The sequence below is a fragment of the Collinsella sp. AF25-2LB genome (genome assembly GCF_003458415.1).
Classification (GTDB): Bacteria; Actinomycetota; Coriobacteriia; order Coriobacteriales; family Coriobacteriaceae; genus Collinsella.
The window spans coordinates 105418-117301 of record NZ_QRUF01000001.1 but is presented as its reverse complement, the minus strand read 5'-3'; the positions used below and the strand labels follow the sequence as shown (position 1 = coordinate 117301).

The following is an 11884-nucleotide window of genomic DNA, read 5'->3' as shown; positions in this document are numbered from 1 at the left end:
ATCCCGGGCCCATCGATATGCAGTGTACCCAGGGCTAGCAGGTTTAACAAATGGATTTTCGTTAGCGCGACCTCGACCGTCCCAACTGCCTCGGCTACCAACTGAACGCCCCCTACCTCCCCTCCGCCTTCAGCTTCAGCAGCAGGTCGCCCAGCTCGGGGCACTTGTTGGAAAGGCGCATCTGGGCTCGATCGCCCATCCCCCACCGCTGGCGGATCTCCTGAGCACGCGGACTCACGCGATAGCCCCCGTCCATCACCTGCTTGAGCAACTTGGCGGTCACGCGCGCGTCGGCTAGGGCACTGTGGGCGTGACCCGTCGACTCGTCAAACTCGATGCCAAACCACGTCGCCGCGTCATTCAAAGAGACGCACTCGTGGCTGCCCACGTCCATGATCGAGGTGTAAAACGCCTGCAGATCGGCCCAGTCCGTAGGAAATGCGGCAAGGTCGATTTGCTTTGCCTGGCACTCGGTCATAAGCTGTCGACGGTCCGTCCCGCTCCAGCAAACTATCTGGGCGGAGTAGCGGCCGATCCAATCGCTGAGCCTTTTGATCACCATGTAGAGCGGGTCGGCCATCGCGGTGTCCACGGCCGATATACCTGTGAGCTCGCGGACGGGAAACGCAACGCCTTCGGTAAATTCCGTCTGCACAAACTGCGAGAACTCGCCCATAACGTTGCCGTGGTAATCGAGCTTGACGGCGCCGACCTCGATAATCTCATTGCGCAGTCCACGGCGCTGGCGCTGCTTTGGCACCGGCGCAAACTCAAAGTCCAGCACAATCTGGCGCGCAAAGTTCGTCGTATCGATAGCCGAGATACCCGGCGTCTTTTTCAACTGACACGGTTAGGGCCTTTCTCCGTTGCCTGCCGCTTGCTACATAGGCGGCTACATTGCCGTAAGGATAGGTGGCCGCGCGGACATGAAAGCTGGGCGCAATACCATGCGCCAGGCACACGCCATGCAGACGGCCCCAAGAGAGTTGCCCGCTCTATTCAAATGCATGAAAAAGATTTAGGCCCGGTGACTTGAATCAGCGGTCATCCCGGGCCCATCAATATGCAGTGTACCTACAGAGGGCTGGTTAATCAAACGGGCTTTCGGTGACGAAGACCTGCGCGTCTAGCCCCAATCGCCCAGCGCCGTCTTCTGCCGCCCTTACGAAAGGCTGCTATTCGAGGGAATCACGTTGCTGTTATTATCGAACATATATTCGTATTTATGACCGCGCTTTGATAGAATGGCAGTTGTTGACGGCAGTTCCATGTGCCGGGCAGCGCCCTCCATGCGACGGGAGGTGATGCCCATGACCGATCTGATTGATTTCGTGAAGCTCCTGACCGCTTTGGTCTCGCTCCTCACGGCGCTTATCGGACTTTCCGAGGCACTTAAGCAGCGTACGAAGCAAAAGAAGAGGGGTCGACGCCGTTAAGGCATTGACCCCTTGAACTAAGTAACGGCGCTGCCCAGCTATCACCCTTGGGCTGCCGTCGACTTTATTCTACCTACGGTTGCCAGGTTTAACAAATGAATTTTCAGTAATGGAGCCCCGGAGCCCGCTCGCTCAACCACCTGGCCATCGGATTAGCCGGATTCTGGGACACGCCTTCCGTCCCAGGCCTCTACCGGAAAATGCGTCCCACCCTGAGGCTCAATTCCGGAACACGGTTTCCGTTTGAAGCCCCGATGGGAAAGCGTGTCCCGTTCCGAGAGCTCATTCCTGGATGCAGTTTCCGCTAGAGATGCCACCGGGAAAGCGTATCCCGTTTTGGAGCCAAATTCCGGGTCGTAGTTTCCGCCTGAGGGCCGATCCGGAAACGGCATCCCATTCTGAAGCCGAAATCTGGGACACGCTTTCCGCCAAGGGTTGCAAAAGGAAAGCGCATCCCATTCCGAGCATCACATCAGAGCGCGCTTGGTTATCTCCGCTCGCACATCTCGGCAAACGAAATCAGCTTGGCATCTCCCCTGCTCGCCGCAGCTTCCTGACATCCTTGCGTAAAGCCACGCTTCGAAAAGATCACGTAGCTTTTATGCTGCCGCCTAAAGAGCTCGCTTCGGTACACGAGCTTTTCCAGAACATCCTCGCCTACCGGTTCATTGCGCCATTTGCACTCCGCAAACAGCGCATCGCCCTCGCCATCGTCAACAATCAAGTCGATTTCTTCCTGCGTATGCGTACGATTATCCGTCCCCCACCAGCGCCCGACGCTCGCCGGAACCACATCGAGCTGGCCCGCCCGCGCGAGTTCGTACACGTATTGTCTGCATATGAGCTCAAAGACCGTACCCATGTAATCCGATACGTACGGCTCAATGCGCTTATACGCCATCTCGGCCATATCGTTTTGAATCAGCCCGATGTTCTGCGGAACAAACTTGTACCAGAACCTAAACATCTGATCGCTCAGCAGATACACGGCTCGCTTATTGCTCGTCTCGTTTAGGGGCAGCTCGCGCTCGACAATCCCAAGCGACGCCAGCTTATCCACATAGCTCTTTACGTTGCTCGCAGGGATTCCCGTAGAGCTCGCAATCTCCGAGATCTTCGAGCGCCCCTGAGCAATTGCTTGCACGATTGCATCATATTGCTCGGGATTGCGGCACTCTTGCAATAGCAGGTTACTCGGCTCCTCAAAGAGATAGCCCGTAGGAGTAAGAAAAAGACGTTTGATGTTGTCCTTGAGCGGTGCGGCAGGATCGACTTTCTCGATATATGCAGGAATGCCGCCCGTCATGCCATAGCAAACTGCAGCGTCTTCGCGACCCATGCTCTGCCACAGGCCGAGAGTCGTCATAAAATCGAGCGGCAAGATCTTAAACTGGGCCGTACGCCTACCGTATAGTGGGCTCTCGTAGCCCAACACCTGTTCCTCCATAAACGAAAGAGACGAGCCGCACAGGATAAGCATGAGCTTGGTCTCTTTGTACAAGTGATCGATCTTGTCTTGCAGCAACGAGCTGATCTCGGGATTCGATTGGGCGAGATAGGGATACTCGTCAATCACAACAATCAAACGTTCCGTGCGAGCCATGGTGGCCAATGCATCGAACGCCTCGTCAAAACTACGAAACGACACGCCTGCAGCACCAACCGAACCCGCAAGTATCGCCTGGCTAAAGCCGTGCAGGTTTGCCTCTGCATTGGTACGACGAGCTTGAAAGTAAATAGCCCTCTTGCCTTGGATGAACTCTGTGATAAGGCGCGTTTTACCCACGCGACGGCGGCCGTAAATCACAGGCATCTCAAAGGAGCCCGTGCCATACAGTCGATTGAGCTCGGACATTTCCGCTGTTCTTCCGATAAACATAGGGCCATCCTTCCTTTACGTTATAGCTAGCTATATTATACCTTCCTATAATATAGCTAGCTATAACGTAATTCGACAGGCAGCGCACGCAAAAGGGGCGGTACACCACCGCACGTGGACCGTTCCGGAAAATGCATCCCGTTCTGGAGCCAAAACTGGGCCGTAGTTTCCGCCAAGCATCCCATCCGGAAAGCGTGTCCCGTTCTGAGTGGCAATTCCGGGACACAGTTTCCGCATGCGGCCCGTTGGGAAAGTTCATCCCGCTCTGAAGGCTCGTTCCGGGATGCAATTTCCGTTTGAGGCCCGATCTGGAAACGGCATCCCACTCTGAGGCCGAAATCTGGGGTGTAGTTTCCGCTTGAAGGGCTGTCCGGAAAGCGCGTCCCATTCCGAGTGGCAATTCCGGGTCACAGTTTCCGCAGATACAAGGCGACAGTCCGCCGCCCTTATCACATGCCTTCAAATATGCGATCCAGAAACACAAAACAGCAGATAGAATGCTCTTTTTCAAAAAGTACACGTCCCGAAACTTACCAAGACTTCATATCCAGTTACCGTTCACGGTCGCCGATTACCGCCCACCGATTCAAACAAGAAATATGTTGCCAAAAGCAGGTCATCTACCTGCATGGTTAGATTTTGGTCAGCTTTTGGTCAGCTGAGCGGCAAGTTCCAGCTGATACGTTTTTGCTACCCAAAAGGAGGCGGTAGCTCATGACCCATTGCAATGACCAGCTCATCGACCAACTGCTCACTCAAGCCGAACAAGAGGGGCGCTGCCTGATTCCCCCGAGCACGGCGATCCGAAAAGCGCTCCTTCGGCGCACCGGCGGCACGGTTGTCTCGCCCATGCCGGGGTTGTTTGCGCGAAAAACGCGCTGGGATGAACTCAACCGAGCGCAACGCCATTGCGAAATCCTCCGCGCCCTTGCGATCATCCACCCCGATTGGACGTTCTGCTCGTTTTCGGCCGCCTGTCTGCTGGGGCTCGAGGTCTCGTGGCGACACCTGAATGTCGTGCATGTCTGCAGTACCACCAAGCCGTCGGCTCGTCCGGGCGCACATATTCAGCGGCACCAGATTGAGCCGGCCGGAGCAAAACGCAGAGCCGGCATATCGGTAACGCCGCCCATCCAAACGGTTACAGATTGCCTGTTGCAGACCGGTTTTGCCGACGGTATGCCCATTGCCGATTCGGCGATCTCAAAGCTCGTCCTTGTGCGGGAACAGCTGATGGAGGCCGTCGAGCAACGAGCAACTGCCCGCAATGGTCGCGCGATTCGTACGGCTCTCACAACGCTTCGATATGCCGACGCCCGCGCCGAGAGCGGCGGGGAATCGGTCGCCCGAGCCGTCATGATCGAGACGGGCTTTGCGCCCGATTGGCTTCAATACGAGCTGACGGACCCCTTCAATTCGGCCAAGCCCATACGAACGGACTTTGCCTGGGAGCGCCAGGCGCGGGAACTCACGCTGGGCGAGCTCGACGGGCTCATCAAATATACCGACCAGACCATGCTGGCCGGACGCACCACCGCCGAGGCGCTCGTTGCCGAACGACAGCGCGAGGCGCACCTATCGCTCTACGGTCACCCTCTGCTGCGCTTTACCATCAGCGAGGTCCGCTCGGCAGGAGTGCTCGCCAAAAAGCTACAGACGGCAGGCATCCGGCAGACCGCGCTGCCGACATGGCTCAACGAGGTGGACCTGTAGGAGCTGTTGAGCTTATGCCCGCCTGCCCATCAAACTGGGGCACACTTTCCAGTTGGCGGCACCGCGGAAACCATATCTCAGATTGAGTGCTCAGAATGGGATGCGCCTTCCATATGGCATACCTAGCGGAAACCGTGTCCCGGAATCAAGGCCCAGAACGGGACACGCTTTCCGGCTGAAGCGCCCAGCGGAAACTGCATCCCGGAATAGACGCTCAAACTGGGACGCAATTTCCGCTGAGGTTCCATCCGGAAACTGTGTCCCACTCCGAGCGTCAATTCTGGGATGAACTTTCCGCCAGAGGGTTCAGCCGGAAACGGCATCCCACTCTGAAGCGAAATTCTGGGACGCAGTTTCCGCATGCGGAGGCGCTCCAAACAAAAGGCCCCGACTCACGATGGAGCTGGGGCCAAAGGCGCAGCATATGCAGTTGATGTTGAGCGCGAACAGCTCGTCAGTAATGGCTGTCCGCGCCCTACCCTACCCGCGGTTGCGGACGCGGCTGTAGGGCGTATCCACCATGGGCAGATTTGGACGCAGCTTGCCGTCAAACGTGCGGTAGGCGTTCTGCACGGCGGGCGCCGTGGGGATCGTTGCGATCTCGCCGATGCCCTTGCCGCCGTATGCCACGGGCAACAGTTCGTCCTTCTCCACGTAGATGGCGTGGATATCCGGAATCTCGGGCGCGCGGAACAGCCCGAGCGTGCCGTACCTCGCCTGGGGCACGCAGTCCTTGAGCGGCCAATCCTCGGTAAGCGCATAGCCCATACCCATGAGCACGCCGCCTTCGATCTGACCCTGGATGGAGATGGGATTGACCACCTTGCCGGAATCGTGTGCGGCATAGACCTCGCTCACGCGGCCGTCGTCGTCCAAAATGACCACATGCGTGGCAAAGCCGTAGCAGATGTGACTCTTGGGGTTGGGAACATCCGCACCCAGCTTGTCGGTCGGCTCCAGGTACACGTAGCCAAACTCGCATCCCTCGAGTGCCTTGATAGCAGCCGCGGGATCTTGAGGATACATACCCTGGCCGGCGACGAGTTCCTGTGTGTGCAGCTGATAGGCGCGACCGTCGTCGTACTCGATCTTGATGCCATCACCATGGGCGCTCACAGGAGCATCGGGTGCATGCTTGCCGGCCTCGATGTCAAGCATGGCATCGCGCAGCAGGAAGGCGGCGCCGCGCACGGCCTCGCCGGTCACGACCGTCTGACGCGAGCCAGACGTGGTGCCGGAGTCGGGAGCGTTCTCGGTAGAGCACTCGCCATTGGCGATGCAGCGAAGCGGCAGGCCGCATGCCTCGGCAACGTCCTGCAAAAAGACCGTGTTGCAGCCCTGGCCGATGTCGGACGTGGCAGCATAGACCACGGCCACGCCGTTCTCGACGCGAATCTTGCAGCGGCCGGCATCGGGCAGGCCCACGCCCACGCCGGCGTTCTTCATGGCGCAGGCGATACCGGCGTGTCCGGGATGCGCATAGTAGGCATCCTTGACCTCGAGCAGCGTCTCCTTCAGCGCCGTGGAGCAGTCGGCAATCTGCCCGTTGGGCAGAACCTCGCCCGGCTCGATGGCGTTACGGTAGCGAATCTCCCACGGATCCAGGCCGACCTTCTCGGCCAGCAGGTCGATCAGGCTCTCGAGCGCAAACTCGGACTGGCAAACGCCAAAGCCGCGGTACGCGCCGGCGGGCGGGTTGTTGGTGTAGTAGCCAAAGCCGCGAATGTCGGTATTCTGGTACTTGTAGGGGCCGACGGCATGCGTACAGGCGCGCTCGAGCACCGGGCCGCACAGCGACGCGTAGGCGCCGGTATCAAAGTTGATCTCGCAATCCAGGCCGGTAAAGTTGCCCTCGGCGTCGCAGCCCAGTGTAAAGGTGCCGTCCATGGCGTGGCGCTTGGGATGGAACGCGAGCGACTCGGCACGCGCGAGCTTGCACTTCACGGGACGCTGGAACTTATATGCGGCGAGCGCGGCCAGGTGCTGGATGGACACGTCCTCCTTGCCGCCAAAGCCGCCGCCCACGAGCATGGTCTCGACGACCACGCGCTCGGGCTCGCTATCCCAGCCAAACATGTGGGCGCACTCTTTACGCGTGTCGTAGGCGCCCTGGTCGGTCGACTGCACCTTGACGCCGTTCTTGTACGGGAAGGCGACGGCGCACTCGGGCTCCAAGAAAGCATGCTCGGTAAAGGGCGTAGTAAAGCGCTGCGTCACGGTGAACGCGCTCTCCGCCAGCGCCTTGGCGGCGTCGCCACGCGTCACGTGACGGCTCTGGCATACGTTGTCCTTGAGCTCCACCGTGTTGCCAAAGGCAAAGAAGCTGTCGTGCAGGCGCGGAGCGTCGGCAGCCCTGGCCTCGGCGATGTTACGCACGGGTTCCAGAGGCTCGTAATCAACCTTGACGAGCTTCTTGGCCTTCTCGAGCGTCGCCTCGTCCTCGGCAACCACCAGCACGATGGCATCGCCCACGCAGCGGGTGATATCGCCCTGGGCGATCATGACGTCCCAGTCCTGGATAAGGTGGCCGACCTGGTTGACCGGCACGTCCTCGGCGCGCAGAATGCCCACCACGCCGGGCAGGGCCTCGGCCTTGGAGGTATCGATGGAGAGCACGCGGGCACGCGGGTACTTCGAGCGCACGGCGCTGGCATAGGTCAGGCCCGGCTGGTCGAGCTCGTCGATGTCGTCGGGGTACTTGCCCTCGCCGAGCACCTTCTTGCGCACGTCGATACGGAAGGCGCGCTTGCCCACGCCGTAGTCATCGCCGCGCTCCAGGTCCTCGTCGATCTGCTTTTCGCCGCGGAGCACCGCGGCTGCCAGCGAAATGCCCTCGATAATCTTCTTGTAGCCGGTGCAACGGCAGACGTTGCCGCGAATGGCGTACTTGATCTGTTCCTCGGTGGGCTCGGGGTCCTCGGCGATGAGTGCCGCACCCGCCATGACCATGCCGGGGATGCAAAAGCCGCACTGCACGGCGCCCACGGCGCCAAAGGCGTACACAAAGGCCTCGCGCACGTCCTCGGGCAGGCCCTCGACGGTTACGATGTTACGGCCGGCGGCAAGCGCGGTGGTCAGCACGCACGCCTTGACGGCCGCACCGTCCACGTGGATGGTGCAGGTACCGCACGCGCCCTCGGAGCAGCCGTCCTTGGCGGAGTGAATATGCAGGTCGTCCCGCAGGTAGCGCAGCAGCGGTTTGTTCTGAGTCGTCGTGCGCTCCACGCCGTTAACGGTAAAAGTGAATTCCTGTGCCATGGTGATTCCCTTCTACACGCCGGCGGCAATGCCGGTGCGGTCGTGAATGGCGCCATGCAGGCACACAACCGCGCACATGCCGCACGACAGGCAGTCCGCGCCGTCGATATGGGCGCAGTTGTCCTCGATGCGAATAGCGCCGGCAGGGCACTTTTTGGCGCACATGCCGCAACCGATGCAGCTCGTGTCGCAGATCTTGCGCGCAATGGCGCCCTTGTCGGTGTTGTTACAGCGCACCAGGATGTTCTGGTAGCCGGGAACGAAGGCAATCACGCGCTGCGGGCACGCCATGCCGCACAGGCCGCAGCCCGTGCACTTGGAGCGGTCCACGCGGGCAACGCCGTCGACCAGTGAGATGGCACCGTGGGGGCAAGCCGTGACGCAGGCGCCACAGCCAATGCAGCCTTCGCTGCAGCGGGCATCGCCGCCTGCGGAGGCGCAACCGCTTCCGCAGGCAACGTAGGCCACGTTATGTTGAATGGATTTGGCCATAAGAGACTCGCCTATTTCTTAAGAAGGTACGAATAGTTGTCGCGCACAGCCCTGATGGTCAGGCGGACGGCCTCGGGAAGACCGGTGTTGACGGCATCGACCGAGACGGTGCGGACCGTGCCGGCGACGCGAACCTTAAAGTGGTCCTCGTCCACGGCCAGGAAGCCCTCGTTCTCGGAGTTCTCCATGTCCTCCTCGCTCCAGAACAGGGTGAGCTTGTCCTTGTAGGGACGACCCTCCTGGTAAGGGCAGAACACGGCGCAGTTGCCGCACTCGTTGCACATGCCGTCGACATGGACGACCTGATGCTTGGCCAGGCCCGGCACCTTAATTGCCACGTTGGCGCGGTTGGGGCACACGTCGCAGCAGACCTCGCACACCGAGCCGCAGCCCAGGCAGCGGGTCTTGGTGCAGTTGCGTTTGTCGCGGCACAGCGACCCCTTGCGCTCGTAGCAGGTGTCCTCGCGGCCGGCCTGAGCATTCTGGTCGGCGTACTTGTTAAAGTCCACGCCGGCGATGGCACGGGCAACCTCGGCGGCATCGGCGATGGCCTCGACCACGGTAGCAGGACCGCGACGGCAGTCGCCCGCAGCCCAGACGCCCTCGACGCCGGTGGAGGTGGCGGCAAGGCGGCCGCGACGGTCGTGCTCGACGCCCGCGGCATCGTACAGGCTGGCGTCGATGCCCTCGCCCACGGCGCAGATCACCGTGGTGGCGGGAAGCTCGACGGTCTCGCCCGTGGCGACGGGGCTGCGACGGCCGCTTGCATCCGGCTCGCCAAGCTCCATAACATCGCAGGTCAGCACGGCGCCGTTGAGTGCCTTGGGCGCCAGCAGCTCGCAGAACTCAACGCCGTCGGCAAGAGCAAGATCAAGCTCTTCCTCGTCGGCGGGCATCTGCTTCTTGGTGCGGCGATACACCAGGCGCACGTTCTTCACACCAGCCAGGCGCTTGGCCACGCGGGCAGCATCCATGGCGGTGTTGCCGGCGCCGATGACCACGACGTCCTCGCCCAGCTCGAGCTTCTCGCCCTTCTTGGCGGTCTCGAGGAACTCCAGCACGTCGAGCTCGGCACCCTCGCCCAAGCCCGCAGAGCCGGGCATCCAGGCACCGGTGGCCACGACCACGTCGGTAAAGCCCTGGGCCTTGAGCTCTTCAATGGAATCCACGCGAGCGTTGAGCTGCACCTTGGCGCCAAAGGCCAGGCAGAGCTCGGCATCGTGGGAGATATCGTCGCTCGCAATACGGAACTCGGGGATCACGTGGCGGACCACGCCGCCGAGCGAATCGCGGGCCTCAAAGATAGTGACGGGCACGCCGGCACGCGTCAGGAAGAACGCCGTCGCCAGACCGGCCGGGCCGCCACCGATAACGGCAACGTTGTGCTCGCCGTCGTTGGCAATGGCCTGGGCGCGCAGCTTGGGCAGCACGGCGGTCATGGCCTCGCGGGCAGCCTTGAGCTTGCTGGCGCGAATCTGGGCACCCTCGGGCTCGTAGAACGCACGCTCGCAAGCGCGGCCGCAGGGATGCGGGCAGATGGTGCCGGTGATAAACGGCAGGGCGTTGCGCTCGATGATGATGTTGAGCGCGTCCTCGAAGCGGCCCTCGTCAACAGCCGCCAGATAGGCGGGAATATCCTGCTGGATGGGACAGCTCGTGCGGCACGGCGTGGTAAAGCAGTCGGAAAGCGGGCTCTTGCCGGCGACCTTGCGGTCGGGCAGCGGGCGCAGCGGCTTCTTGTAGAGCGGGTTGGTGAGCGAGTCGGTCTGAATCGCGGTCACGGCCTCGAGCGAGACGCCCGCAAACGGCTTGCCATCCAGGTCGGTAAACTCGCCGGCCATCTGGCTAAAGCGCTCGTAGCCACCGGGCTTGAGCACGTCGGTCGCCAGGGTGACGGGCCAAATGCCGGCATCATACAGGGCGCGGATGTTGTAGACCGTGGCACCACCGGAGTAGCTGATGCGCAGCTTACCGTCAAACTGCTCGGTAATGCGGCGGGCGGCCTCGATGGTCAGCGAGAACAGCGAACGGCCGGACATGTACATCTCGGTAGAGGGCAGCTCGTTTCTCGTCACGTCGACGGGGAAGGTGTTGGTCAGCTTGACGCCAAACTCCAGGCCGCGCTCGGCGCACAGGGCAATCAGGCGCTCGAACATAGGCACGGCATCGGCCCACTGCAGGTCCTCACGGAAGTGCGTGTCATCGAAAACGATGTAGTCAAAGCCCAGCTCGTTCAGACGCTGGCGGGCAAACTCATAGCCCAGCAGCGTGGGGTTGCACTTGATGTAGGTGTTGAGACCCTTCTCGGTAATCAGATAGGTCGCGATGCGCTCGATCTCCGCCGGCGGGCAGCCATGCAGCGTGGACTCGGTAATGGAGTTGGAGACGCGCGCCGGGATGGACTCGACAAACGCGGCATCGACATGCTCAAACTTGTCCAGGTTAGCGAGCGCCCACGTGCGGCACTCGTTCCAAACCTCGGAGCCGCTGGCGTCCTTCATGCCCTCAATGTACGCATCGACCTTGGGGCTCTTGATGCCCTCGAGGTCATAACCCACGGACATGTTGAAGACAAAACCATCCGGGCTGCCCAGGCCGTACTCGCGAGCGATCAGGTGGCAGGCAAACCATGCCTTCACGTACTCGGCAAAGGCCTGCGGAACCTCGAGCTCGGTCGACCACTCGCAGTTGTAGCACTCGTCCTGCGCCACGATGCAGGGCTTGTTCACACACTTGGAGAGCTCCTCGCCGTCCATAACCTGAACGGTCTTGAGCTCAAAGAAGCGGGAACCGGCCACGTAGGATGCCACGATGTTCTGGGCCAGCTGCGTATTGGGACCGGCGGCCGGGCCAAACGGAGTCTCGATGCGCTCGTCAAAAATGGGAAGCGCGCCCTCCTGGTTGGTCGTGACCATCTTGCGCACGCCAAAGACGGCGCCCTGAGTCTTGTGCTCCTCGATGATCCAGTTCATCAGCTGCGAAAACGGGATCGGCCTCATGATGTCGCTCATAATGAGCTCCTCTCTGTAACGCCCGGCGAGACCGCGCGACGGGCGCAAATACGGTGTAGCGCTAGCACAGCGCCGGCGACCCCGCGGAGGCCGCC

At 61.0% G+C, this 11884-nt stretch carries 7 protein-coding genes; 2 read left to right on the top strand and 5 right to left on the bottom strand.

Annotated elements, in window-relative coordinates; genetic code table 11:
• Positions 1-112: 112 nt before the first annotated feature.
• Complete coding sequence (locus tag DWY51_RS00550) at positions 113-841, bottom strand: 3'-5' exonuclease (RefSeq protein WP_117769396.1); 729 nt, start codon at positions 839-841, stop codon at positions 113-115.
• A gap of 469 nt (positions 842-1310) precedes the next feature.
• Here DWY51_RS00550 and DWY51_RS09715 point away from each other — a divergent pair, with 469 nt between their 5' ends.
• Positions 1311-1436, top strand: a complete 126-nt coding sequence (locus DWY51_RS09715) for a hypothetical protein (protein WP_255412934.1) — start codon at positions 1311-1313, stop codon at positions 1434-1436.
• Positions 1437-1923: 487 nt separating this feature from the next.
• Here DWY51_RS09715 and DWY51_RS00545 read toward each other — a convergent pair whose 3' ends face one another.
• Positions 1924-3315: an ATP-binding protein gene (locus tag DWY51_RS00545; RefSeq protein ID WP_117769394.1), complete on the bottom strand. Its 1392-nt coding sequence runs from the start codon at positions 3313-3315 to the stop codon at positions 1924-1926.
• 714 nt (positions 3316-4029) lie between these two features.
• On the opposite strand from DWY51_RS00545, the gene DWY51_RS00540 reads away from it, so the two are divergent.
• Positions 4030-5028 (top strand): hypothetical protein, encoded by a 999-nt coding sequence (locus DWY51_RS00540; RefSeq protein WP_117769392.1) that lies wholly within the window; start codon positions 4030-4032, stop codon positions 5026-5028.
• A gap of 480 nt (positions 5029-5508) precedes the next feature.
• Here DWY51_RS00540 and xdh read toward each other — a convergent pair whose 3' ends face one another.
• From xdh to ygfK, 3 genes are read right to left on the bottom strand one after another with little or no spacing between them, the layout of a single operon-like run.
• Positions 5509-8286 carry a selenium-dependent xanthine dehydrogenase gene (gene xdh / locus DWY51_RS00535; RefSeq protein WP_117769390.1) on the bottom strand — a complete coding sequence of 926 codons (2778 nt, stop codon included), beginning with the start codon at positions 8284-8286 and terminating at the stop codon, positions 5509-5511.
• 12 nt (positions 8287-8298) lie between these two features.
• On the bottom strand, positions 8299-8778 hold the full coding sequence (locus tag DWY51_RS00530; protein WP_117769388.1) for a 4Fe-4S binding protein: 480 nt from the start codon (positions 8776-8778) through the stop codon (positions 8299-8301).
• Between the two features lie 11 nt (positions 8779-8789).
• Entirely contained in the window at positions 8790-11789 is a 3000-nt protein-coding gene (gene ygfK / locus DWY51_RS00525) for a putative selenate reductase subunit YgfK (RefSeq protein ID WP_117769386.1), read from the bottom strand.
• Positions 11790-11884: the final 95 nt, after the last annotated feature.

Excerpts from the sequence above, each read along its gene's own strand:
- DWY51_RS09715 (WP_255412934.1), top strand. The coding sequence starts at position 1,311 with ATGACCGATCTGATTGATTTCGTGAAGCTCCTGACCGCTTTGGTCTCG.
- DWY51_RS00545 (WP_117769394.1), bottom strand. The coding sequence starts at position 3,315 with ATGTTTATCGGAAGAACAGCGGAAATGTCCGAGCTCAATCGACTGTAT.
- DWY51_RS00540 (WP_117769392.1), top strand. The coding sequence starts at position 4,030 with ATGACCCATTGCAATGACCAGCTCATCGACCAACTGCTCACTCAAGCC.
- xdh (WP_117769390.1), bottom strand. The coding sequence starts at position 8,286 with ATGGCACAGGAATTCACTTTTACCGTTAACGGCGTGGAGCGCACGACG.
- DWY51_RS00530 (WP_117769388.1), bottom strand. The coding sequence starts at position 8,778 with ATGGCCAAATCCATTCAACATAACGTGGCCTACGTTGCCTGCGGAAGC.
- ygfK (WP_117769386.1), bottom strand. The coding sequence starts at position 11,789 with ATGAGCGACATCATGAGGCCGATCCCGTTTTCGCAGCTGATGAACTGG.